General features: G+C 72.2%; 21 protein-coding genes. 7 read left to right on the top strand and 14 right to left on the bottom strand.

The window, feature by feature from the left end:
* Positions 1-2: 2 nt before the first annotated feature.
* Together ACSP50_RS12200 and ACSP50_RS12195 are read right to left on the bottom strand one after the other, a co-directional pair.
* A complete protein-coding gene (locus tag ACSP50_RS12200; protein ID WP_014689500.1) occupies positions 3-893 on the bottom strand; it encodes a helix-turn-helix transcriptional regulator in 891 nt (296 codons plus the stop codon).
* A 228-nt stretch (positions 894-1,121) separates the two neighbouring features.
* A complete protein-coding gene (locus ACSP50_RS12195; RefSeq protein WP_052311899.1) occupies positions 1,122-2,036 on the bottom strand; it encodes a LysR family transcriptional regulator in 915 nt (304 codons plus the stop codon).
* Positions 2,037-2,114: 78 nt separating this feature from the next.
* Here ACSP50_RS12195 and ACSP50_RS12190 point away from each other — a divergent pair, with 78 nt between their 5' ends.
* Entirely contained in the window at positions 2,115-3,089 is a 975-nt protein-coding gene (locus ACSP50_RS12190) for an aldo/keto reductase (RefSeq protein WP_014689498.1), read from the top strand.
* 3 nt (positions 3,090-3,092) lie between these two features.
* Here ACSP50_RS12190 and ACSP50_RS12185 read toward each other — a convergent pair whose 3' ends face one another.
* On the bottom strand, positions 3,093-4,025 hold the full coding sequence (locus tag ACSP50_RS12185; RefSeq protein ID WP_043511281.1) for a hypothetical protein: 933 nt from the start codon (positions 4,023-4,025) through the stop codon (positions 3,093-3,095).
* Between the two features lie 77 nt (positions 4,026-4,102).
* Here ACSP50_RS12185 and ACSP50_RS12180 point away from each other — a divergent pair, with 77 nt between their 5' ends.
* Positions 4,103-4,657 (top strand): PadR family transcriptional regulator, encoded by a 555-nt coding sequence (locus ACSP50_RS12180; protein ID WP_043514012.1) that lies wholly within the window; start codon positions 4,103-4,105, stop codon positions 4,655-4,657.
* On the opposite strand, the gene ACSP50_RS12175 is transcribed toward ACSP50_RS12180, so the two are convergent.
* Positions 4,645-5,511, bottom strand: a complete 867-nt coding sequence (locus ACSP50_RS12175; RefSeq protein WP_099344044.1) for a YihY/virulence factor BrkB family protein — start codon at positions 5,509-5,511, stop codon at positions 4,645-4,647. The two genes, ACSP50_RS12180 and ACSP50_RS12175, sit on opposite strands and share 13 nt — an antisense overlap.
* A 30-nt stretch (positions 5,512-5,541) precedes the next feature.
* A complete protein-coding gene (locus ACSP50_RS12170) occupies positions 5,542-5,901 on the bottom strand; it encodes a helix-turn-helix domain-containing protein (protein ID WP_014689494.1) in 360 nt (119 codons plus the stop codon).
* A gap of 104 nt (positions 5,902-6,005) precedes the next feature.
* Here ACSP50_RS12170 and ACSP50_RS12165 point away from each other — a divergent pair, with 104 nt between their 5' ends.
* A complete protein-coding gene (locus ACSP50_RS12165) occupies positions 6,006-6,947 on the top strand; it encodes an NADP-dependent oxidoreductase (RefSeq protein WP_014689493.1) in 942 nt (313 codons plus the stop codon).
* On the opposite strand, the gene ACSP50_RS12160 is transcribed toward ACSP50_RS12165, so the two are convergent.
* From ACSP50_RS12160 to ACSP50_RS12125, 8 genes are read right to left on the bottom strand one after another with little or no spacing between them, the layout of a single operon-like run.
* On the bottom strand, positions 6,944-8,059 hold the full coding sequence (locus ACSP50_RS12160) for an LLM class flavin-dependent oxidoreductase (protein WP_014689492.1): 1,116 nt from the start codon (positions 8,057-8,059) through the stop codon (positions 6,944-6,946). The two genes, ACSP50_RS12165 and ACSP50_RS12160, sit on opposite strands and share 4 nt — an antisense overlap.
* 6 nt (positions 8,060-8,065) lie before the next feature.
* A complete protein-coding gene (locus ACSP50_RS12155) occupies positions 8,066-9,079 on the bottom strand; it encodes an LLM class flavin-dependent oxidoreductase (protein ID WP_014689491.1) in 1,014 nt (337 codons plus the stop codon).
* Complete coding sequence (locus ACSP50_RS12150) at positions 9,076-10,344, bottom strand: LLM class flavin-dependent oxidoreductase (protein ID WP_014689490.1); 1,269 nt, start codon at positions 10,342-10,344, stop codon at positions 9,076-9,078. Before ACSP50_RS12150 ends, ACSP50_RS12155 begins: the two co-directional genes overlap by 4 nt.
* Positions 10,337-11,266, bottom strand: a complete 930-nt coding sequence (locus ACSP50_RS12145) for an LLM class flavin-dependent oxidoreductase (protein WP_014689489.1) — start codon at positions 11,264-11,266, stop codon at positions 10,337-10,339. Before ACSP50_RS12145 ends, ACSP50_RS12150 begins: the two co-directional genes overlap by 8 nt.
* Positions 11,263-12,795 (bottom strand): ABC transporter ATP-binding protein, encoded by a 1,533-nt coding sequence (nikE, locus tag ACSP50_RS12140; RefSeq protein ID WP_014689488.1) that lies wholly within the window; start codon positions 12,793-12,795, stop codon positions 11,263-11,265. The genes ACSP50_RS12145 and nikE overlap by 4 nt, the downstream gene beginning before the upstream one ends.
* A 34-nt stretch (positions 12,796-12,829) precedes the next feature.
* Complete coding sequence (locus ACSP50_RS12135; RefSeq protein ID WP_014689487.1) at positions 12,830-13,684, bottom strand: ABC transporter permease; 855 nt, start codon at positions 13,682-13,684, stop codon at positions 12,830-12,832.
* A gap of 2 nt (positions 13,685-13,686) precedes the next feature.
* A complete protein-coding gene (locus ACSP50_RS12130; protein ID WP_014689486.1) occupies positions 13,687-14,601 on the bottom strand; it encodes an ABC transporter permease in 915 nt (304 codons plus the stop codon).
* Positions 14,598-16,223 carry an ABC transporter substrate-binding protein gene (locus tag ACSP50_RS12125; RefSeq protein WP_014689485.1) on the bottom strand — a complete coding sequence of 542 codons (1,626 nt, stop codon included), beginning with the start codon at positions 16,221-16,223 and terminating at the stop codon, positions 14,598-14,600. The genes ACSP50_RS12130 and ACSP50_RS12125 overlap by 4 nt, the downstream gene beginning before the upstream one ends.
* Before the next feature lie 102 nt (positions 16,224-16,325).
* On the opposite strand from ACSP50_RS12125, the gene ACSP50_RS12120 reads away from it, so the two are divergent.
* Positions 16,326-18,053, top strand: coding sequence for a sulfatase-like hydrolase/transferase (locus ACSP50_RS12120; protein ID WP_014689484.1), 1,728 nt, complete (start codon positions 16,326-16,328; stop codon positions 18,051-18,053).
* 22 nt (positions 18,054-18,075) lie between these two features.
* Here the strand turns inward: ACSP50_RS12120 and ACSP50_RS12115 are convergent, their stop codons facing one another.
* A complete protein-coding gene (locus ACSP50_RS12115; RefSeq protein ID WP_014689483.1) occupies positions 18,076-19,944 on the bottom strand; it encodes a propionyl-CoA synthetase in 1,869 nt (622 codons plus the stop codon).
* Between the two features lie 139 nt (positions 19,945-20,083).
* Between ACSP50_RS12115 and ACSP50_RS12110 the strand changes: the two genes are divergently transcribed.
* The 3 genes from ACSP50_RS12110 to ACSP50_RS12100 all read left to right on the top strand — a co-directional run bounded on the left by ACSP50_RS12110 (position 20,084) and on the right by ACSP50_RS12100 (position 23,471).
* Complete coding sequence (locus ACSP50_RS12110) at positions 20,084-21,169, top strand: sensor histidine kinase (RefSeq protein WP_014689482.1); 1,086 nt, start codon at positions 20,084-20,086, stop codon at positions 21,167-21,169.
* Positions 21,170-21,284: 115 nt separating this feature from the next.
* Positions 21,285-21,947: a response regulator transcription factor gene (locus ACSP50_RS12105; RefSeq protein WP_014689480.1), complete on the top strand. Its 663-nt coding sequence runs from the start codon at positions 21,285-21,287 to the stop codon at positions 21,945-21,947.
* A gap of 66 nt (positions 21,948-22,013) precedes the next feature.
* Complete coding sequence (locus ACSP50_RS12100) at positions 22,014-23,471, top strand: hypothetical protein (RefSeq protein WP_014689479.1); 1,458 nt, start codon at positions 22,014-22,016, stop codon at positions 23,469-23,471.
* Positions 23,472-23,989 lie beyond the last annotated feature (518 nt).

Here is a 23,989-nt window from a genome sequence, read left to right as displayed (position 1 = left end):
CCTCAGCCGAGGGCGGCAAGCGCGCCGTCCAGCAGCGCGTCCAACCTGTCCGCTCCGTGCGCGGCGGCCCGCAGCTCCTCGAAGTTGGCGGCGAAGCGGGCCAGCAGCCGCTCGTCGTGCTTGGTCAGGAACTCGCCGGCCGCGTTCTCCAGGTAGAGCAACGGGCGGTCCTCGGCATCCGGGAACTCCAGGATCACGAAGGGGCCGGCCATCGCCACGTGGGCGCCGGTCGAGAACGGCAGCACCCGCAGGTCGACCCGGGGGTGCCGGCTCATCTTGCGCAGGTGCTCAAGCTGCTGGCGCATCACCGCGCCGCCGCCGACCACCCGGCGCAGCACCGCCTCGTCCAGCACGAACCGGGCCTGCGAGATGCCCCCCTCGGCGAAGACCTGCTGGCGCATCTCCCGCAGGCTGACGATCCGGCGGACCTGCTCCAGGACGGCCTCCCGCTCGCTCTCGGCACAGGAGTCGGCGTAGAGCAGCTTGCGCACCACGGTCTCGGCGTACTCCCGGGTCTGCAGCAGGCCGGGGACGAACGAGTTCTCGAACTCGTACTCCCGATCGGCGATGAGCTCGCTCTCCAGAAAATCCCGGAAATCCTTCGAATGGATGTCACTCATCTCCGGCAGGCTCCGCTGCCGCGCCGCGTCGGCCATCGCCGTCAACTCCTCCGCGAGCTGGTCGTCGACCTCGTAGACGCCGAGAAGGACCTTGAGATCGGCGTACGAGATGCTGTTCTCGCCGGTCTCGATCCGATGCACCTTGGACTGCGACCAGCGCATCCGCTCGGCCACCTGCGCCTGGGTGAGCCCCCGCTCCAGCCGGATCCGGTAGAGCCGTCTGGTCAGTCGTTTCCGTTCCAGTGCCGCCGCTCGCCGCTCCCCTACGCCCATACCGGCCCCACTACTCTCCGTTAAAACTGTCCGAGTTCAACCATCGGTGAATTGAGCCTAGCGCAGTATTCACAACGCTGCCTGCAGTCTGCATATGCACATCGCATGTCGCAGAAGCCTCTTTCACGTGCCGGTTTAACAATCGAAATCCTGGGTAAAAAGGCAATCTTTTGGGCGGCGCCATGAACATCCCCGAAACGGCGATCATCACAGTGAGTAGACGGCGGCCTATTCCACCGCGGCCGGGTGAGTGCCACGCTGCGGGACCAGGTCCAGCAGGCAGTGTCGGCAGGCCTGGACCGCGGGGGTCAGCGGCCGGTCCCGGTGGTGGATCACCCCGATCGGCGGATGGGCCGGCGGCGCGTGCAGGTGGCGGACCGTGATGGCCGGGCCCTGCTCCTGTTCGGCCACCGAGCGGGCCAGCAGCGCCACCCCGAGGCCGGCGGCGACCAGCTCCCGGATGCTGCGCGGACTGTGCGTCTCGAATTGCACCCGGGGTGCGAAGCCGGCGGTGCGGGCCGCGTCGTCGAGGATCCAGCGCAGGCCGCTGCCCTCGGACAGGCAGACGAACGGCTCGTCGCGGAACTCGCCCAGGGTGAGCCGGCCGGTGCCGCTGAGCGGATGCCCGACCGGCAGGGCCAGCACCAGCTGTTCGTCGGCGAGCGGCAGAGCTTCGAAGCGGGGTGGCAGGTCGGCGTGCACCGGCCCGACGACCAGGTCCAACTCGCCGCTGTCGAGGGCGCCGAGCAGCCCGGTGACCAGGCCGGAACGCAGCCGCAGGGCGATGCCGGGAAACCGGTCGTGGAAGCGGGCGAGGGCGGCCGGCAGGTCGTAGTTGCCGAGCACCGAGGTGGCGCCGACGGTGACCCGGCCGGTGACCACCGTGGTGATCTCGCCCATCTCGAGGCGGGCGCCGTCCAACTCGGCGAGGATGCGGCGGGCCCGGGCGACGAACATCTCGCCGGCCGGAGTGAGCGCGACCCGCCGGGTGGTACGGGCGAACAGGGTCACGCCGAGCTCGGCCTCCAGGGCCCGGATCTGTGCGGAGACCGCCGACTGGGCGACGTGCAGACGTTCCGCCGCCCGGGTGAACCCGCCGTACCGGGCCACCGCCTCCACGTAGCTGAGTTGTCGAAGCTCCACCCGTTCATCGTGGCGCACGATGAATGCCATCGGGAACGTGTCTTGGACATATCAATCGTCGGATACCAGTCTGGGGTCATGCCCACCGCGAAGCTCGGCACCCTGACCTGCTCGGCGATCGGCCTCGGCTGCATGGGGTTCTCCCAGGCGTACGGGCCGGCCGACGACGATTCCTCGATCCTCACCATACGGGCGGCGCTGGAGCACGGGGTGACCTTGCTGGACACCGCGATGAGTTACGGCGCCGGGCACAACGAGCGGCTGGTCGGCCGGGCCGTCGCCGGCCGCCGCGACCGGGTGCTGCTGGCCACCAAGTTCGGCATCGTCCGCGGCGACGACGGCGTGCGCCTCGACGCCCACCCGGACCGGGTCGCCGGCTACTGCGAAGCGTCGCTGCGCCGGCTCGGCACCGACGTGATCGACCTGTACTACCTGCACCGCGCCGACCCGCGGGTGCCGATCGCGGACACGGTCGGCGCGATGGCTGAGCTGGTCGCCGCCGGCAAGGTGCGCCACCTGGGCCTGTCCGAGGTGGGTCCGGAGCGGTTCGCCGCGGCCCGCGCGGTGCACCCGATCGCGGCGGTGCAGACGGAGTGGTCCCTGGCCTGGCGCGAGCCGGAGGACGACATCGTCCCGGCGGCCCGCGCGGGCGGCGCCGGCCTGGTCGCCTACAGCCCGCTCGGCCGCGGCCTGCTCACCGGCGCGCTGCCGGCCGGCCCGTTCGCCCCCGGCGACTTCCGGGCCGGCGACCCGCGCTTCGCCGGCCCCGAGCTCAAGGGCAACCGCACGCTGGTCGAGGCTCTCCGGGAGGTGGCCCGGTCGTACGACGTGACGGTCGGCCAGCTCGCCCTCGCCTGGCTGCACGCCCAGGGTGACGACGTGGTCCCGATCCCCGGCACCCGCGATCCGGCCCGGGTCGCCGAGAACGCGGCCGCCGCCCGGCTCACCCTCACGCCCGCCGACCTGGCCACCCTGGAGTCGGTCGCCCCGCGCACCGCCTGGCGGGGCGACCGCCGCTCGTTCGCCGCGCACGGCACCACCCGCACCCGGTAGCCGTCACGAGGTGGCGATGAGCCGCCGTACCACGTCGTAGGCCGGTTTCGGACGATAGTCGTCGCGCAGCAGCCCGAACCCGTTCTGCCAGCCGCCGTCGCTGATCCCGTCCCGGAGCGAGAACAGTTCGTACACGCTGACCTCACCGGTCGCGAGCACCGCCTCGGCGACGGCCCGCAGCACGCGCGCCTGCTTCGCCTCGTCCCGGGCACGGCCGGTGGGCCAGCCGGTCTCGGTCACGTGCAGCGGTGTGCGCCCGGAGATCCCGGCGTCGCGGGTGACCCGGCGCAGAGTCCGGACGAGGAACCGCACGCCGGCCCCGATGTCGTCCTCCGGGATCGGACGGAAGACGTCGGGGAACATGTCCAGGCCGACGAAGTCGAGCCGAGCGGTCGAGACCGGCCCCAGGGCGCCGGTCATCCTGGCCCAGAACGCCGGGTCGGCGACGCCGGCGCCGTTCACGCCGATCGCCACGGCCGCGCCGAGACGATCGCGTTCGTCGAGCCCGGCGGCCACGCCGGCGGCGACCGCCTCGAAGCAACCGGGAAAGCCACCGTCCAGCGGAGCGGGCACATTGAGCTCCTCGCCCACCTGCACCTTTCCGCCACCCCACCCGGCGACGTCGCGAACCGCCCGGCGGACGAACTCCGCGTAGCCCGCCGGGTCGGGCGCGGTGGCGCGATAGCAGGCCACCAGGTCGATCAGCCGCCCGCGCCCGGTGTACCGCCCGGGGTCGGCCGGCGCCGGGTCCCCGCCCGGTTCCGAGGCGGCCGCGCCCCGGTAGTGCCGATAGCAGCGGATGTAGAACGACGCCGCGCCACCCTGCAGCCGGTCGAGGGCGACGCTCGTGCGCGCCACGTCCTCCGGCGGTGTCGCCAGCGGCGTCAGGTCCACCAGGTCAGCCGCGACCACTCCGGGCCAGATGCCGTACCACACGGCGCCCTCCTCACTAGCCGTATACGGATAGGTCGTCACCATAGCCGTATACGGGTGACTTCGCTACCGTGGACCGGGTGCCGACCAACGCGCTCGCGAACCCGCTCGTGCTGCCCATCCTCGGGCTGCTGGCCGAGCGCCCCCGGCACGCCTACGCCCTGTTCAGCGAGCTGCGGTCGCGCTACACCTATCTCGGCGTCCGGAACTCGACCGTCTACACGCTGCTGAACACGCTCGTCGACGCCGGCTGGCTGCGCCCGACGCCGGTCGGGACCGATCGGCAGGAGTTCCGGCTGACCCCCGCGGGGCGGCAGGCCCTGGCCGAGCGGGTGGAGCGGGAGATCCGGGACGGCGCCCTCGGCGACCGCACCGCCTTCCTGACCGCGCTGGCCTACCTCGGGATCCTGACCCCGGATGCGGCGGCTGCGACCCTGGAGATCCGGGCCGGCCGCGTCCACCATGAACAGGAACGGCTCGCGCACGCTCTCGACGCGGCCACGGGTGTCCCGGAACTGCACATGATCGAGATCCACTTCTACCGCGACCAGCTTCAGCGGGAGCACGCCTGGCTGGACGCGACCGCCCGGCGCACCCGCTCCGGGGCCCTCGCGTGGCCGGGTCAGGAAAGCTGAGGCTCGGCGGCCAGATCGCCGGCGTGGCCGGTCTCGCTGGTGGCGGTCAGCGCCGCGGCGAACAGGACCAGCTGATTGACCGCGTTGAGGAAGACCAGCAGGCCGACCGATCCGGCGACCAGGTGGTAGGTGGGATTCGTCTGGGTGCGCTCGACGTAGACGCGGCCTAGCGTGGTGAGGAATTCGAATCCGGCCGCCACCAGCACGGCCGGGCCGAGCACGCGACGCCACGGCATCCGGATCCGGGGCAGCCCGGTCAGCAGGGCGGTGGCCAGCAGGGCGTTCACCGTCAGGCCGGAGAGCAGCCCGACGGCCGACACCACCACCCGCGACGGCGTGGTGCCGGCGCCGGCGGCGACGATCACCCGGTTCACGATCACCGACGTCTCGTAGGCGATCGCGAGCGACCCGCTCAGCAGCACCCCCAGGCCGGCCAGCACCAGCATGTCGACGAGGATGCGGACGACGAGCCGCCCCGGGTACTCCGGCAACCGCCACATCCGGCGGATCGACGAGCGCAGCACGTCCACCCAGAACCAGCCGGAGACCGGAAGGCCGATGAAGGCGATGACGCCGACGGTGTTGCGGGCGTCGCGAAACGACTGCACGTCGACGTGGGGCAGGTTCTGTGCGGCGTATCGCTGCGCCGCGTGCAGTACCGCCTGGTCGTCGAGCACGAAACCGAAGATCGCGAAGCCGAGCAGTCCGAGCGAGAAGGTGGCGAAGAAGGAGTAGTAGGTGACCGCCGCGGCGAGCCGGCCCCCGTCCGCCTCGTCGTACCGCTTCCCGGCCCGGACCAGGTGCGCCCACCAACCGGCACGGCGGCCCGACTGCCACCAACGTGTTTCGCTCACGGACACCCCGTTACCCGATCGCCGGGTTCTCTAGAGCTGCAGCTCGTGCAGGTACCGCTCGGCCCAGTCGCGCAGGCCGCGCAGCGGGGTGACCAGGCTGCGGCCGACCGCGGTCAGCTCATATTCGACGTGCAGCGGGACCGCGGGATAGACGGTGCGGGTGAGCAGGCCGGCATCCTCCATCCGGCGCAGCGTCTGGGTGAGGACCTTGGGGCTGATCCCCTCCAGGTGCCGCTGCAGCACACCGAAGCGCAGCGGGCCGCCCTCGAGCGCGCCGACCGCCAGGGTCGTCCACTTGTTGGCGATCAGGTCGAGCAGCCCCCGGCAGGGGCAGAGCTCGGCGAAGACGTCGTGCTTGTCGTGCTCGCCGGTCGGGCACACCGCGGTCATCAGCCTGGCCTCCTTGGTTACCAAAGGATAGTAGTCGCCCTTGCGGGTAACTACCACCCTGCGGATAGCTTCGGAGCCCTGACCCAGAGAGAAAGAAGGTCGTCATGCGCGTCGTCACGCAGCACGAGTTCGGGGATCCGTCGGTCCTGCACCTGGCCGAGGCGCCGAAGCCCCGTCCGCTGCCCACCGAGGTGCTGGTCCGGGTGGTCGCGGCCGGGGTCAATCCGGTCGACCACAAGACCCGGGAGGGCGCCGGCATGGCCGGCGTGCTCGGCGCGCCACCGTTCATCCTGGGCTGGGACGTCTCCGGGGTGGTCGAGGAGACCGGCTTCGGCGTGCACACCCTGCGGCCCGGTGACGAGGTGTACGGCATGCCGTGGTTCCCGCGGCAGGCCGGCGCGTACGCCGAGTACGTGACCGCCCCGTCGCGCCAGTTCGCCCGCAAGCCCGCGAACCTGTCGCACGTCGAGGCGGCCGGGGTGCCGCTGGCCGCGCTCACCGCGTGGCAGGCGCTGACCGACGCGACCACGGTCACCGCCGGTCAGCGGGTGCTGATCCACGCGGCGGCCGGTGGGGTCGGCCACTTCGCCGTGCAGTTCGCCCGGCATCTCGGGGCGCACGTCATCGGCACCGCCCGCGCGGCGCGCCACGACTGGCTGCGCGAGCTGGGCGCCGACGAGGTGATCGACTACACGACCACCCGGTTCGAGGACGCCGTCAAGGAGGCCGACCTGGTGCTGGACCTGGTCGGCGACGAGGACACCGGGCTGCGTTCGGTGACCGCGCTGGCACCGGGCGGGCTGCTGATCGCGGTGCCGGGCGGCGTGGCGCCGGCCGTCGCGCGGGCCGCCGCCGAGCAGGGCAAGCGCGCCGTGCCGTTCCTGGTGGAGCCGGACGGCGCGGCGCTGGGCGCGATCGCCGGGCTGATCGAGGCCGGCCACGTGCGGGTGGAGGTGGCCGGGGTACTGCCGCTGGCCGAGGCGGGAGAGGCACACCGCCGCCTGGCCACCGGCCGCACCCGCGGCAAGCTCGTCCTGGAGGTCTAGCCGGCCCACTCCTTGGCCAGCAGTTCGAAGGAGCGGACCCGGTCCGCGTGGTCGTGGGTGATCGTGGTCACCAGCAGTTCGTCGGCGCCGGTCACCCGGCGCAGCGTGTCCAGCCTGCCGGCGACGGTGGCCGGCGAGCCGACGAACTGGGTGGCGACCCGGTCCTCGACCAGCTTGCGGTCGTGGTCGGTCCACTCGAACGCGGCCGCCTCCGCCGGGCTGGGGAACGGGATCGCCCCGGCGCCGGTGCGGATGCTGCGGACCCACAGCGGGTACGGCGCGGCCAGCCGGCGGGCGGTCTCGTCGTCCTCGGCGACGACCACGTCGGCGGAGACCACCAGGTACGGCTCGGCCAGGGCGGCCGACGGGCGGAACGCCGCCCGGTAGGCCGCCGCCGCCTCCAGCACCTTGGCCGGGGCCACGTGGTAATTGGCGACGAAAGGCAGGCCCCGGGCGCCGGCCGTGCGGGCGCTCTCGCCGCCGCTGCTGCCCAGCAGCCACAGCTGGACGTCGGCGCCGGCGCCGGGCACCGCGGTGACCTCGGCGCCTTTACCGTCGCCGTACGGGCCGGCGAGCAGGCCGGTGATCTGGTCGAGGATCTCGCCGAGGCCGAGCGGCTCGGCGCCGGGCTGCTGCAGGAGCCGGCCGATCAGGGCGCTGCGTTCGGAGGCGAAGATCGGCGCCCAGGAGAACGGCTTCGGGATCAGCAGCCCGTCGACGACGGTCACCTCCTCAGCGGTCTCTTCCGCAGAGCCGGCGAGGGCTTCCTTCTTGGCCTGCCCGGAGCGGCCCAGGCCCAGGTCGAACCGACCCGGGTAGAGCGCGTCCAGCAGCCCGAACTGCTCCACGATGGACAGTGCGGTCTGGTGGCCGGTCTGCACCGCGCCGGAGCCGAGCCGGATCCGGGAGGTGACCGCGGCGATCTGACCGAGCAGCAGGGCCGGCTGTGCGGAGGCGACGCCCGGGGTGAAGTGGTGTTCGGCGACCCAGTACCGGTGGTAGCCGAACTGTTCGGCGCTGCGCGCCAGGTCCAGGGTGCGGCGCAGGGCGTCGCCGACGTCGCCGCCGGAGACCAGCGGGGCCAGGTCCAGGATTGACAGGGGTACGGGCATCGGCGGTTACCACCCTTTCAGCTGGCGCAGCACGGGCGCGACCTCACTGGCGAACAGTTCCAGGCTGGCGCGCTGTTGTTTCTCGGTCAGACCTTCGGTGTCGGCGGCCAGGTGGGTCACCTCGTGGCCGAACCGTTCGTGGTAGCGGTGCACCTTGTCGATGATCTGCTGGGGGCTGCCGATCAGCGCCGAGCTGCGCTCGATCGCGTCCTCGATGGTGGGGAAGACCGGCTCGACGCCGACCTTGCGGAACTGGTCGATCCGGGCCTGCCAGATCGGCCGGTACACGTCGAGCGCCTCCTGCGAGGTGCGGGTGACGTAGAAGCCGGCGCTGCCCGCCCCGATCCGGATCTTCGCCGGGTCATGGCCGTGGAAGGCCCACCTCTCCCGATAGAAATCAATCAATTGGGCGTACGGGTCGACGGGATTGGTGACATTGGCGGAGAACAGCGGATCCCCGTACCGCGCCGCCAGCTCGACCGAGGCCCTGCTGGTGGCGCTGCCGTGCCACACGGTGATCGGCTGCTGCAGCGGGCGCGGCCAGGTCTCCGCATCGGTGAGCGAGGGCCGGAACCTACCCTCCCAGGTCACTTTCGGTTCGCGCCAGAGCCGGCGGAACAGTTCGTAGCTCTCCCGCTGGCGCTCCCACTGGTCGTCGACGGTGACGTGGAACAGCTGGGCCTGCGCGGCGCCGTTGCCCTTGCCGACGATCAGCTGCAGGCGCCCGCCGGACAGGTTGTCCAGGGTGCTGTAGTCCTCGAAGGCGCGCACCGGGTCGAGCAGGCTGAGCGTGGTCACCCCGGTCCACAGCTCGATCGTCGAGGTCTTCGCGGCGATGTGACTGAGCACGACCGGCGGCGACGAGGACAGGAAGGGCCGCTCGTGCCGCTCCCCGACGGCGAAGCCGTCATAGCCGAGCTGTTCGCCGAGCACGGCCGCGTCGACCACCTCGCGCAGCCGCTGCGCCGGGCTCTTCTCCCGGTCGAAGTGCGTGATCAGGCTGAGCAGCAGGAACTTCACGCCAGCCCCAGGTGCCCGCGCAGCGTGGTGGTCTCGTACTCGGTGCGGAACACGCCGCGTTCCTGCAGCAGCGGGACCACCTGGTCGACGAAGTCGTCGAGCCCGCCCGGGGTCAGGTGGGAGACCAGGATGAAGCCGTCGCAGGCCTCGGTCTGCACGTACTCGTTGAGTTCGGTGGCGATCCGGTCGGCGGTGCCGATGAAGTTCTGCCGGCCGGTCACCTCGATCACCAGGTCGCGGATCGACAGCTTCTTCGCCTCGGCCAGCGCCCGCCACTCGTTGGCGGTCTTGATCCGGTCGGGGAACATCCCGGCCCGGCCCTTGACGATCGAGTCGTCCTCGTCGAGGACCGGGTCGGCGGTGGGTAGCGGCCCCTCCGGGTCGTACGCCGACAGGTCCCGGTTCCACAGTTGTTCCAGCAACAGGATCGCGGTCTGTGGGCTGACCTGCTGGCGCCGGATGTGGTGGGCCTTCTCCTGGGCGTCGGCGTCGGTGTCGCCCAGCACGTAGGAGACGCCCGGGATGATCTTCAGTGAGTCCCGTTCCCGGCCGTATCGGCCCAGCCGGTCCTTGACGTCGCGGTAGAACTGCCGCGCGTCGTCGAGCTTGTGGTGCCGGGAGAAGATCGCGTCGGCGTGCCGGGCGGCCAGCTCGCGGCCCTCGTCGGAGTCGCCGGCCTGCAGGATCACCGGGTGACCCTGCGGGCTGCGCGGCACCCCGAAGCGGCCCTCGATGCCGAACTGCGAGCTGTGGATGGCGAAGTCGCCGCCGTCGGAGTCCCACAGGGTGCGGGCCGCTTCGATGAATTCGCCGGCCCGCACGTACCGGTCGGCGTGGTCGAGGAAGCCGCCGCGCCGGAAGTTCTCGCCGTAGAAGGCGCCGTGCGAGGTGACCACGTTCCACGCGGCCCGGCCGCCGGACAGGTGGTCCAGGGTGGCCAGTTGCCGGGCCAGTTCGTAGGGCTCGTGGAAGGTGGCGTTGAGCGTGCCGGCCAGGCCGAGGTGCTCGGTGACCGCGGCCAGGGCGGTGAGCACGGTCAGCGTGTCCGGGCGGCCGACCACGTCCAGGTCGTGGATCAGCCCGCGCTGCTCGCGCAGCCGCAGCCCCTCGGCGAGGAAGAAGAAGTCGAACCTGCCGCGCTCGGCGGTGCGGGCCAGGTGTTCGAACGAGGCGAAGTCGATCTGGCTGCCGGAGCGGGGGTCGCTCCAGACGGTGGTGTTGTTCACGCCCGGGAAGTGGGCGGCGAGGATGATCTGCTTAGGCACGGGCGGCCTCCTGGAAGTGGTTGACGGCCTGCGGCAGCCCGAGGCGTTCGCGCAGCGTGGTGGCGGTCGAGGGGGTGAAGATGCCCCGGTCGCGGAGTTCGGGGACCAGGTCGCGGGTGATCCGGGTGAGCGCGTCCGGGGTGGCCGGCAGCAGCCGGACCCCGGCGATCCCGGCCGGTTCCCACGCCGCGATCCGGCCGGCCAGTTCGGCCGGGCCGGCGTCGGCGGTGACCTCCAGGTCGGCGAAGACCAGCTTGCCGGGCAGCCGGGTGACGATCCCGGCGGCCTCGTCGAGGGTCTGCGGGGTCACGAAGTAGACGTCGACGTCGAGGCGCTCCGCGACCTGGGCGGTGTGGGTGAGCGCGGCGATCACCGGCTGGCCCTGCGGCGGGCGCGGCACGATCGACGGGCCCTTGACCGAGAAGTACGCGCCGGTGAAGTCGAGGTAGTGCAGTTTCTCCCGATCGATGAACCGGCCGGTGGCGACGTCCTTGATGATCGCGTCGTCCTCCCAGCTGTCCCAGAGCCGGCGGACCACGGTGATCGCGTCGGCCGCCTCGGCGAACAGGTCGTCGAAGCCGAGCGGCGCACGGCGGCCGAGCAGGGCCGCCTCGGCCGGGTCGGACGAGACCCGCACCTGCCAGCCGGCCCGCCCCCGGCTCACGTGATCGAGCGTGGCCAGCGCGGTGGACAGGTGGAACGGCTCGGTGTGCGTGGTGGTGGCGACCGGGACCAGGCCCAGGTGCCGGGTGACCGGCGCGACCCGGGCGGCGACCAGGACCGCGTCCGGGCCGCGCCGGCCGAACCGGTCCTCGAAGGTGGCGAAGTCGAGGCGCGCCTCGTCGGCCTGCCGCGCCGCGGCCACCCAATCCGATGCGGCGAACGAATCGCCGTCGAGCCCGACGGCAACGTGCAGGGTCACGGGAGAACCTCCAGAGTGGGCACGGCGGCGAGAAGCTGCCGGGTGTAGTCGTCGGTGGGCTGGTCGAAAACGGTCTTCACGGGTCCCTGCTCGACGACCCGGCCGTCCCGCATGACGAGCACCCGGTCGGCCAGGTCGCGGATCACCCCGAGGTCGTGCGAGATGAACAGCAGGGCGGTCCCGTCGGTCTCCCGGATGTCGGCGAGCAGATCGAGGACCTGCGCCTGCACCGACACGTCGAGCGCCGAGACGGGCTCGTCGCAGATGATCAGGCTCGGTCGCGGGGCGATGGCCCGGGCGATCGCGACGCGCTGCCGCTGACCGCCGGAGAGCTGCCGCGGATAGCGGTCCAGCACGTCCGCGCCGAGCCCGACGCGCTCCAGGACCGGCACCACGTCGGCGCCGCGGGGCAGCGCCTCGGCGACGATCCGGCGCACCGTCCAGCGCGGGTCGAAGGCCGACAGCGGGTCCTGGGCGATGAACTGCAGGCGCCGGCGCAGCGGGCGACGGGCCCGCTCGGGCACCCCACTGAACCGGCTGCCCTCGAAGCGGACCTGGCCGGAGGTGGGTTCGACGAGCCCGAACAGCAGCTGGGCCACGGTGGTCTTGCCGGAGCCGGACTCGCCGACCAGGCCGACGATCTCGCCGCGGGCGATCGTGACGTCCACGTCGCGGACCACCGCCCGGTCGCCGTACACCTTGCGCAGCGCCCTCGCCTCGGCCACCACCGGTCCCGGCGCGGTGTCCGCGGTCCGCTTCCGGCCGCTGGCGGCGGCGATCAACTGCCTGGTGTACGCGTGATCGGCGCCGGTCAGCAGCCGCCTCGTCGGACCGCTCTCGACGATCCGGCCGTCCTTCATCACCAGCACCCGGTCGGCGAGCCGGGACACCACGGCCAGGTCGTGACTGATCAGCAGCAGGGTCTCGCCGGCCGCCCGGCGTTCGGCCAGCAGGGTCAGGATCTGCGCCTGCACGGTGGCGTCGAGCGCGGTGGTGGGCTCGTCGGCGATGAGCAGTTTCGGACCACCGGCCAGGGCGGTGGCGATCAGCGCGCGCTGCCGCAGACCGCCGGAGAGCTGGTGCGGATACTGCGTGGCCCGCCGCTCGGGCTCGGGCACGTGCACGTCGCGCAACAGCCGGTGGGCCTGCGACGTCCGTCCCGCTCGCGAACCCTGCCCGTGGACGCGCAGCACCTCGGCGATCTCCGCACCCACCGTGCGCAGCGGATCGAGCGAGACCAGCGCGTCCTGCAGCACCAGCCCGGCGAAGCCGCCGCGCAGCCGGCGCCAGTCGCGCGGCGCGAAGCGGCGGGCGTCCCGGCCGTCCACCTCCAGCCGGGCGGCCTGCACCCGGGCGCCCGGACCGGCCAGTCCGAGCAGGCTGCGGGCGGTCACGCTCTTGCCCGAGCCGGATTCACCGACGATCGCCACGCACTCGCCGGCCTCGATGTCGAAGCTCACCCCACGCACCGCCTCGACGGTGCGCCGCGGCAGGTGGAAGGTGACCGTCAGATCCTCAACGTTGATCATGCTGTTCCTTCGCGGGGCCGCCGGTCGCCCTGGTTCATGCCGTCTCCCGGCCTTCGAAACGCCGCTGCAGGAAGCGGCCGACGACGGTGAGCGAGACGATCGTGGCGGTGACGACCAGGCCCGGCAGGATCGACGCCCACCAGGCGATGTGCAGGTAGCCGCGGCCGTCGGAGATCATCGCGCCCCATTCCGGGGAGGGCGGCTGTGGTCCCATGCCGAGAAAGCTCAGCCCGGCCGCCAGCAGCACCGTCTCGCCGAGGCCGATCACCGCCAGCACCGGGATCGGACCCAGCACGTTGGGCAGCACGTGCCGGATCACCAGCCGGGGCCGGGAGGCGCCGAAGGCGACCGCGTGGGTGACGTAGGCGGCGCGACGCACCACGAACGTCTGCGCCCGCACCACCCGGGCGAAGTGCGGGATCAGCGACACCCCGATCGCCACGATCAGGCTGGCCGTGCCGGTCCCGGCGATCGTGATGAACAGCAGCGCGAGCAGCACCAGCGGAAACGCCGACAGCGCGTCGAAGGAGCGGCTCAGCGCCTCGTCGGCGACCCGGTGGCTGAGCCCGGCGAGCAGACCGAGCAGGATGCCGGCGCCGACCGCGATCAGGGTGGCGGTCACCCCGATCGACAGCGAGTGCCGGGCGCCGTGCACCACCCGGGCGAACACGTCGCGGCCCAGCTGATCGGTGCCGAACCAGTGCCGGCCGGACGGCGCCTGCAGAGTGTGCAGCGGGTCGGCGGCCAGCGGGTCGCCGGCGAACAGGGCCGGGGCCACCGCGGCGGTCAGGGCCAGCAGCAGGAACACCACGGCCAGGGCGACCCCCGGCCGGGGCGCCCGCAGGCCGGCCGGCCGGACCGCCCGGGGCCGGGTCAGCGCGACGGTCATCGTCAGCTCCTTCGCAGCCGGGGATCGATGAGCAGGTACGCCAGGTCGGTCAGCGTGTTGATGGCGACGAACACCGCCGCGGACAGGATCACCACGGCGAGCACCACGGGCAGGTCGCTGGAGTTGACCGCGTTCACGGTGATCTGGCCGATGCCCGGCCGGCCGAAGACCGTCTCGATGATCACGGTGCCCGCGATCAGCACGCCGAACGACCAGCTGAGCATGGTGATGGCGGGCAGCAGCGCGTGCTTGAGCGCGTGCCGCACCAGGACCGCGCTCTCCCGCAGGCCGCGGGCCCGGGCGGTGACCGCGAACGGCTCGTCGAGGGCCCGGTCCAGGCCGTCGCGCAGCACCTGGGCCAGGGTGCCGGCGATCGGCAGCCCCATGGTGATCGCCGGCAGCACCAGGGCGGCGGCGTCGCGCGCCCCGGAGACCGGGAACCAGCCGAGCCGGAACGAGAAGACGCTGAGCAGCACGATCCCGATCAGGAACGGCGGGGTGGAGACCAGCACCAGCTCGGTGGTCGAGCTGAGCCGACGCACCCACGGACGCCGGGCGACCAGGGCCAGGACCAGCGCGAGGGTGATCCCGAAGCCGGCCGCGGCGGCGGCCAGTTGCAGGGTCGGCCCGAGCTCGCTGCCGATCACGTCGGCGACCGGCCGCTGCAGCAGGTAGGAGCGGCCCAGGTCACCGTGCAGCAGGCGCCCCAGGAAATCCAGGTACTGCACCACGGCCGGGCTGTCCAGGTGCCACTCCTGGATGATCTGCGCGCGGATCGCCGGAGTGTCGGCGCCGTCGCCGATGATCGCGTCGACCGCGCTGCCCGGCGCCAGGAGCAGCGCCAGGTAGGCGGCGGTCGCGGCGGCCCAGAGGACCAGCGCGCCCGCCGCCACCCGGCGCAGAATGCCGATGATCACTTGCGGAGCCAGAGGTTGTACGCGCTGCCCGGAACGCCCGCGGTCGGCTCGAAGTGCGCCCCGCCCACGGTGCCCGCGGTCGCGATCTGGTCCTGCGGCGCGTAGAGCGGCAACACCAGCGCCTGGTCGGTGATCACCAGCTTCTGCAGGGCCCGGTACGCCTGCGCCCGCTTGGCCGGATCGGTGGTGGCGATGCCGTCGTCGAGCAGCCTGTCCAGCTCCGGGCTCTTGAAGCCGGTCCGGTTGATCGCGCCGGTGGAGTAGAGCAGCAGGTTGAGCGCCGCGCCGGCGTCGGTGTCGGCCCGGGAGTTGTCGAACACCTCGTAGGCGCCGTCGGCCAGCGCCTTGGTGGCGGTGCCCTGGTCGACCAGCTGCACCTGCAGGTCGATGCCGGCGCTCTGCTTGACCGCGGCCTGCACGGCCTGGGCGAGGACGTCACGGCGGTCCCGGACGAACGGGGCGGACTGCACGATGCGTACCGTCAATCGCTTTCCGTCCTTGACCCGGTAGCCCTCGGCGTCCCTGGCCGACCAGCCCGCCTGGTCCAGCAGCTGGTTGGCCTTGGCGGCATCGCCGCCGTAGGCGCCTTCGAGGGACCTGTCGTAGAAGGGACTGGTCGGTCCGATCACGCTCCACGCCCGGGTCGCGGTGTTCCGGTACACCCCGCCCAGCACCGCGGGCACGTCGAGCGCCTCCCGGAACGCCTGGCGCACCCTGACGTCGTCGAACGGCGCGTGCGCGGTGTTGAAGTAGTACGCGTACGCCGAGCCCGAGTTCAGCCCGCGCTGCAACCTGAGGTCCGGGTTCGCCTTGATCAGCGACTCGTCGGTGGCCGGCACCCCTTCGATCACCTGGGCCTGGCCCGAGGTGAGCGCGCCTACCCGGACCGAGGATTCCTTCAGGAACCGGTAGGTGATCTCGTTGAGGTACGCCGGTCCGGTGTGCCCGGCGTTGGCCGGCGCCCAGTTGTAGTTCGGGTTCTTCGTGAAGTGCACCTCCTGGCCGGGCGTGTAGCGATCCAGGACGAACGGGCCGGTGCCGGCCAGCTCGGGGCCGCCGGCCTTGAGGTTCTTGGCCGCTTTCAGCGACTGCGGGGAGATCTGGGCGCCCTGCGGCGACGAGACGAAGTCCAGGATCAGCACGTCCGGACGCTTGAGCTGGAAGACGACCGTGGCCGGGTCCTTGACCTCGACCTTGTCCAGGTTGCGTAGCTGCACGGCGGCGACGCCCGGCGCGTACCCCGGGGTCAGCAGTTGATCGATGTTGGCCTTCACCGCGGCGGCGTCGAACTTGGTGCCGTCCGAGAAGCTGGCATCGGTGCGCAGCTTGAAGGTGTACGTCCTGCCGTCCGGCGACACCTCGTAGCCGGTGGCCAGCCAGGGCAGGTAGCCGCCCTTGTCGTCGTGGGTGAGCAGGGCCTCGAAACTGTTCCAGACCAGCAGGCGAGCCTTGGCCTGGGCGTACTGGTGGGGGTTGAAGGTGATCGGCTCGGTCTCGACGGCCCAGGTCAGCGCACCGCCGCTGACCGGCTTCCCGGCGTCGGCGGTGCTGCCCGAGGTACCCGAGGAACAACCGGCGAGCAACAGCAGGGTGGTGACGGTCGCGATGGTCATGCGGCGCATGGACGTCCTCCTCTCCGTATTTCCTATAGGTTCCATAGGAGAAAGGCAAGGTGATCCGCGTCGTAGTTGAACCATCCTCGGCGGCAGGCCGTTTCCTCAGACGTGCAATCGAATGACCTCGCCGACGAACAGCCCCCGGCCGCGCCCGAAGCCTCGCGCCTGCGGCGGCTCCTGCGCCGGTCCGCCGGCCTGCGGCAGTTCCTGCGCCGGCCGGCGATCAGCCACGGCGTCACCGTCCTGGCCTGCCTGATCGTCTTCGTGGAGCTGCTCTTCCCGAACATCCTCAACCGGCTCAACCCGGGCAGCTTCCTGCGCATCCCGATCGAGGCCGCGATCGGCATCGCCGTGCTGGTCGTGCTGCCCGGGCGCCCCCGGCGGATCGCCGCCGTACTGGCCGGCGCCGGCCTCGGCTGGGTGGTCATCGAGAAATGCCTGGACATCGGCTTCTTCCAGGTGCTCAACCGGCCGTTCGACCCGGTCCTCGACTGGGTGCTCTTCGACGACGCGTACGACTTCGTGGTCTCCACCTACGGCACCGGCGGCGCGATCGGCGCCGTGGCCGCCCTGATCGCGCTGATCGCCGTGATCCTCGGCGGCACCACCTGGGCGGTGTTGCGGATCACCCGGCTGCTCGGCCAGGACCGGCGCAAATCGGCTTTCACCGCCGGCTTCATCGCCGTCGCCTGGGGCCTGGCCGTCGCCTTCGGCATCCCCACCCTGCTGCCCGGCGTGCCGGTCGCCGCCCGCACCACGGTGATGTACGCCTGGGACCGCGCCGGGCAGGCCCGCGCCGGCATCCGCAACGAGGCCGCGTTCAGCCGCGAGGTGCAGGTCGACGCGTTCAAGAACGTCCCGTCCGACCAGTTGCTCACCGGCCTGGCCGGCAAGGACGTGATGCTCACCTTCGTGGAGAGCTACGGCCGCAACGCGGTCGAGGTGCCCCCGCTCTCCGACGGCGTCGACCCGGTCCTCGACACCGCCACCGCCAAGCTCAAGGCGGCCGGCTTCACCTCGCGCAGCGGCTGGCTGACCTCACCCACCTTCGGCGGCGGCAGCTGGCTGGCCCACTCCACCACCATGTCCGGGCTGTGGATCGACAACCAGCGCCGGTACCGGAACCTGACCGCCAGCAACCGGATCACCCTGCCGAACCTGTTCCGGCAGGCCGGCTGGGACACCGTCAGCGTCATGCCGGGCGCCACCCGGGCCTGGCCGGAAGGCAACTTCTACGGCTTCAACCGGATCTGGGACTCCCGCAACCTCGGCTACAACGGGCCCCGGTTCAGCTGGGCCCCGATGCCCGACCAGTACACCCTGAAGAAGTTCAACGAGGTGGAGTACGCCAAGCCGGGACGCCAGCCGCTGTTCGTCGAGATGCCGCTGGTCTCCAGCCACACCCCGTGGGCACCGATCCCGTCCTTCGTCGACTGGGACCAGGTCGGCGACGGCTCGATCTACAACGCGATCGTGGCCAACCAGCCGAGCAAGGCGGAAATCTGGAAGGCCTCCGACACGGTGCGCCAGGAATACGGCAAGTCGATCCAGTACACGGTCACCACGCTGACCGACTGGGTGGCCAAGTACGGCAAGGACAACCTGGTGATGATCTACCTGGGCGACCACCAGCCGTCCCCGGTGGTGACCGGCGACAACGCCAGCCACGACGTGCCGATCACGATCATCGCCAAGGACCCCGCCGTCATCGACCGGATCGCCGGCTGGGGATGGACCGACGGGGTGAAGCCGGCCGCGAACGCGCCGGTGTGGCCGATGAACGCCTTCCGCGACAAGTTCCTCACCGCGATGGGTCCCGGCGGCGCCAGCCACTGACCCCTCGCCGGTCACCGCGCCGTCACCGCAGTAGCGGGCGCAGGGCGTCGAGCACCGCGGGATCCTCGATCGTCGAGGGGACCGCGGGCTCGGCGCCGTCCGCGATCCCCCGCATGGTGCCGCGCAGAATCTTCCCGGACCGGGTCTTCGGCAACGCCGCGACCACGTCCACCCGGCGCAGCGCGGCCACCGGACCGATCCGTCCACGCACCAGGGCGATCAACTCCGCCGCCACACCGTCCGCCGACGCCCCGGACTTGAGCACCACGAACGCCCGCGGCACCTGCCCCCGCACCGGATCGTGCACGCCGATCACCGCGCACTCGGCCACCGCCGGATGCCCGGCCAGCACCTCCTCCATCGCACCCGTCGACAGCCGGTGCCCGGCCACGTTGATCACATCGTCGGTGCGGCCCAGCACGTACAGGTAACCGTCCTCGTCGAACCGGCCGCCGTCGCCGGTCGAGAAGTTTCCCTGGAACGCCGACAGATACGACCGGACATACCGCTCGTCGTCCTGCCACAGCGTCGGCAGACAGCCCGGCGGCAGCGGCAACCCGATCACGATCGCGCCCTCCGCCCCGGGCGGCAGATCGTTGCCGGAGGCGTCCACCACCCGCACCCGATACCCCGGCATCGGCAGCGACGGCGACCCCGGCCTGGTCGGCAACGCCTCGATCCCGCGCGGGCTCGCCGCGATCGGCCAACCCGTCTCGGTCTGCCACCAGTTGTCCACCACCGGGACCCCGAGCAGGTCACCGGCCCACCGGTAGGTCTGCGGATCGAGCCGCTCCCCGGCCAGGAACAGCAGTCGCAGGGCGCCCAGGTCGTACCCGGACAGGTGTTTGCCGTCCGGATCCTCCTTGCGGATCGCGCGCACCGCGGTCGGCGCGGTGAACAGGCAGACCACCCGGTGCTCGGCGGCCACCCGCCAGAACGCCCCGGCGTCCGGGGTGCCGACCGGCTTGCCCTCGTAGAGCACCGTCGCCGCGCCGGCCAGCAACGGCGCATAGACGATGTACGAGTGGCCGACCACCCAGCCCACGTCGGAGGCCGCCCAGAACACCTCGCCCGGCCGCACGTCGAAGATGTGCTCCATCGACCAGTGCAGCGCCACCGCGTGCCCGCCGTTGTCCCGCACCACACCCTTGGGCCGGCCGGTGGTGCCCGAGGTGTAAAGGATGTAGAGCGGGTCGGTCGCCCGGACCGGGACACACTCCGCCGGCACCGCGTCGGCGACCGCCTCCGCCCAGGTCAGATCCCGCTCCTCGAGCAGCGGGGCGGGCTGCTCGGGCCGCTGCAGCCACACACAGCGGCCCGGTTGGTGGGAGGCCGCGCGCAGCGCCGCGTCGAGCATCGGCTGATACGGCACCACCCGGCCGGCCTCGATCCCGCACGACGTCGCGACGATCACCTTCGGCCGGGCGTCGTCGATCCGGGCGGCCAGCTCACCCGCCCCGAACCCACCGAACACCACCGAGTGCACGGCGCCCAGCCGGGCACAGGCCAGCATCGCGATCACCGTCTCCGGAACCGTCGCCATGTAGATCACCACCCGGTCGCCGCGCTCCACCCCCAGCCGGCGCAGCGCCCCGGCGAACAGGGCGACCTCGGCACGCAGCCCGGCATAGCTGTAGGTGCGGACGGTGCCGGTGACCGGACTGTCGTAGATCAGCGCGGTGCGGTCCCCGTGACCGGCCTCGACGTGCCGATCCAGGGCGTTGTGGCAGGTGTTCAGCTCGGCGTCGGGAAACCAGCGGAAGATCGGCGCCTCACTGTCGTCCAGGATCCGGGTGGGCGCGACGGACCAGGTGATGCCGGCGGCGGCGGCGCGCCAGAACGCCTCGGGGTCGGTGATGCTGCGCTCGTACGTCTGCCGGTAGTCAGCCATGATCTGACGCTGCTCCGCATCCGGCCGCATTGTCCACCCCGCTTCACCCCATGGGAGTTCCGGCACCCGCGAGTCCGACGCCACCGCCGCTATAGCATCCTAGGAGGCTAGGCGTGTTCCTGACCGATACAGTCGCCGCATGGACGGTTACCAGGCCACGCTGTCGCCGCGGTGGCGCCGAGCGCTGCTCCTGGTCGCCGCCGGCCTGCTCGCGCCCGCCCTCTGGCTGCCCGCGGCCGGTGGCCCGGTCGGCCGGGCCACCGCGATCGCGCTGGCCGCCGCCCAGATCGTCGCGCTGCGACGGCTGGACCGCGCGCCCCGCCTGGCCACCGCCGGCATCCTGGTCGCCGGCACGGCCCTCTCGTTCGTCATCCCCGGCCTCGGGCCGGGCCTGGCCTTCGTGGTGCTCTCCACCTACGCCTGGGCCCGACCGGCCCCGGAGAGCCTGTGGGCGCTGACCGGGACGATCGTCGCGGTCGGCACCCCGGCCGCCGCCCAGGGCCGCTGGCCGCTCGTCGCCGGCTGGATCGGCGCCTCGCTGCTGGCCTGGAGCTGGGGTGCGCTGGGCCGGGCCCGGTCCGCCCGGCACGAGGCCGAACGCCGCCGGGCCGTGCTGGAGGAACGCGGCCGAATCGCCCGGGAGCTGCACGACGTGCTGTCGCACACGGTGTCGGTGATGGTGGTGCAGGCCGCGGCCGCCGACGACGTCTTCGACCTGAACCCGGCGCAGGCCCGGGCGGCGATCCGCCGCACCGAGGCGGCCGGCCGGGAGGCGCTCGCCGAGCTGCGCACCTTCCTGCGCACCGTCCGGGACGGCGACGCCGAGCCGCACGACGCCCCGCCCCAGCCGTCGCTGGCCGGGGTCGAACGGCTGGTGTCCACGATGGGCACCGGCGGGCTCACGGTCGCTCTGCGTCGCGAGGGGGACGGGGAGCCGCCGGCGGGGGTGCAGCTGTGCGCCTACCGGATCGTGCAGGAGGCTCTGACCAACACGGTGCGGCACGCCGGAGCGACGGAGGCCGGCGTGCTGATCAGGATCGGTCCGGCCGAGGTCGAGGTGGAGGTGTCCGACAACGGGTCCGCTACCGGGCCGGTCACGGCCGGCAACGGCATCCGCGGGATGCGGGAACGCGCCGTGCTGACCGGCGGCACCCTCACCGCGGCCCCGCGCCCCGGCGGCGGCTTCCTCGTCACCGCCCGCCTCCCCTGGCAGGCCACCGCATGACAGCCCGCGCGGAGGTCGTGAAGATCCTCGTCGAAAAGGCCGGAACCGCCCCGACAGGCCCCCACCGGAGGCCGGCCGGCCGCCGCATGAAGAGCCCGGAACGGGAGGCCGCCGGATGACCGTCCGGGTCCTGATCGTCGACGACCAGGCACTGGTCCGCGTCGGTTTCCGCATGATCATCGAAGCCCGCGACGACCTTCAGGTGGTGGGCGAGGCCGGCGACGGCGAGCAGGCCCTCCGCCTCGCCGCCCAGACCCGTCCGGACGTCGTGCTGATGGACGTCCGGATGCCCGGCATGGACGGCCTGGCCGCCACCGCCCGGCTCACCGCCCTCCCGGACGCCCCGCGGGTGATCATGCTGACCACGTACGACCTGGACGAGTCCCTCTACGCCGCCCTGCGCGCCGGGGCCAGCGGCTTCCTGCTCAAGGACGTCCGCCCGGGCGATCTGGCCGAGGCGATCCGGGTGGTCGCCCGCGGGGAGGCGCTGCTGGCGCCCACCGCGACCCGCCGCCTGCTGGACCGTTTCGTCGCCGCCGACATGACGCCGCCCGGCGCCGACGTCCGGCTGGACCGGCTCACCGCCCGGGAACGGGAGGTCCTGGAGCTGTTGGGCCGCGGCGCCTCGAACGCCGAGATCGCCACCCGGCTGACCGTCACGGAGGCCACCGTCAAGACGCACGTCTCGGCGGTGCTGCGCAAACTCGATGTCCGCGACCGGGTTCAGGCGGTCGTCCTGGCCTACGACCTGGGTGTGGTGCGCCCGCGCTCATCCTGAAGGAGGAGACCGGAGACCCGTCTCGCGCCGGAGGATCGACGGCCCGGACATTCCTACCGTCGGGGCATGACGAAGAAGACGGTTGCCGCGCTGCTCCTGACCGGCCTCGCGATCAGCCTGCTCGGCGCGGTGCTGACCCTGCTGCTGCACGCCCCGATCCTCGGCTACCAGCGCGCCCACCAGCCGCACGCCGATCCGGCTGCCCTGTCCCGCACGTTGTGGACCCGGCCGCTGACCGTGTTCGTCGTCGCGATCCTGTACGCCCGCTTCGTACGCCAACTGCTCCGTGGCGATCCGCGGGCCCTGCGCCGCGTTCGGATCGTCTCCGCCGCCGGCCTGGCGGGTGTCTGCTGGCTGCTGGTCAGCGCCGCGTATCCGGCCTGGCTCCGCGCGATCCAGATCGGCCAGTTGGTGGTGCTCGCCGCCCTCGTCATCACGGTCAACCTGCGGACCGTCCGGTCCGCCTTCGACGCCCCGGTCCCGCCCGACCCGCGCCCCCGCAACGGTCGCGCCGCCTGGACCCTGATCCTGCTCACCCCGGTCGTCGCCGAGCTGACCATGGGCAATGTGGCGCTGCGTGACCTGATCTACTTTCCGATCTTCATCCCGATCTACGGCGCCGGGGCGCTGCTCATCCGCGAGACCACCCGGCGTCTCGGCGGCGGAACGGCCGGCCTGCTGCTGCTCGGCCTGGCCTACGGCATCCTCGAGGAGGGTCTCGCCCTGCAGGGCCTGACCAGCCCGCACCTGTATCACGCGGCGGACTGGGCGCCTCGCCTCCTGGGACTGAACACGGCGTACGCAGAATTGAACCTGATCTATCATCCGGTGTTCAGCGTGCTGATCCCGATCACCCTGACCGAGCATCTCTTCCGCACTCACGGTGACCGGCCCTATCTGCGACGGGGCGGGTTGATCAGCACCGCGGTCGTCGCGGCGCTCGGCGCCGGCCTGCTCCGGATCGCGGTGCCGCCCACCATGGATCCCGGCTACCAGGTGCCACTGCTCCCGGCGGTCCTTTTTCTCACGGTCGCGGCGTTGCTCGCCGCCGCCGCCTATGGTGTACGCCGTAAGCCCGCCCGCCGCGGCCCCGCCCCCGCCGCGGCCGCCGCACCGGCCCCCGTCCCCGCCGCGGCCGCCGCGCCGGCCCCCGCCGTGATCGCCGGGTGGACCGGTGCCGCCGCCCTCGGCTTCCTGGCCCTGATCTTCCCGTTCGCCGGCGCCCGCCAGCCGTTCTTCACCCACGGCACCTGGGTGCTGCTCCCGATGGCCGGCGCCGCGGTCATCGTGCTCCTGATCGCCCGCGCCCTGCGCCGGTGGCGTGCCGCACCGACCTGGACCGCCGCCCACCGGCTCGCCGCCTGCTTCGGCGCGCTCACCGGGCACACCGTGTTCGGCCTGATCGCCAACGCCGACACGCTCCAGGACCGGCTGTTCCTCGGCGCGCTGGCCGCGCTCACCGTCACCCTCGGCGCCCGGGCGATCCGCCCCGCACCCGGCATCCCGGCGGGTGCCGCCGGGTGATCCGCCACCTCCGGCGTCCGCTGATCCGCCCCGCACCCGGCATCCCGCCGGCCGCCACCCGGTGATCCGCCACCTCCGGCGTCCACTGATCCGCCCCGCACCCGGCGGCCCCCACCCGGTGATCCGCCACCTCCGACGTCCACTGATCCGCCCCGCACCCGGCATCCCGGCGGCCGCCGCCCAGTGATTCGTCACCATCAAGCCGATCCGGGGCGGTATCGGCACGTAACCTGCTTCCTATGATCGACAGGCCGGTCCGCATCGGACTTCGACTGCAGCGCCAGCGACCGCACTCCCCCGCATCGAATCCCGCTGGGAGAAGTTGAACCCGAAGCCGACCCGCGACATCCCCGTCCTGATCGGCAGGGAGGCGAGAAGAAGACGCTCCGCCTCACGGCCAAGCACGCGAACATCTGGCACAGCTTCTCCGACTCGGAAACCCTGGAACGCAAACTCGGCGTCCTCGGGCAGCACTGCGCCGACATCAGCCGCGACCCCTCCGAGATCGAGATCTCCGT

The sequence above is a fragment of the Actinoplanes sp. SE50/110 genome (genome assembly GCF_900119315.1).
GTDB lineage: Bacteria > Actinomycetota > Actinomycetes > Mycobacteriales > Micromonosporaceae > Actinoplanes.
This window is presented reverse-complemented; position numbering and strand designations above follow the sequence as displayed.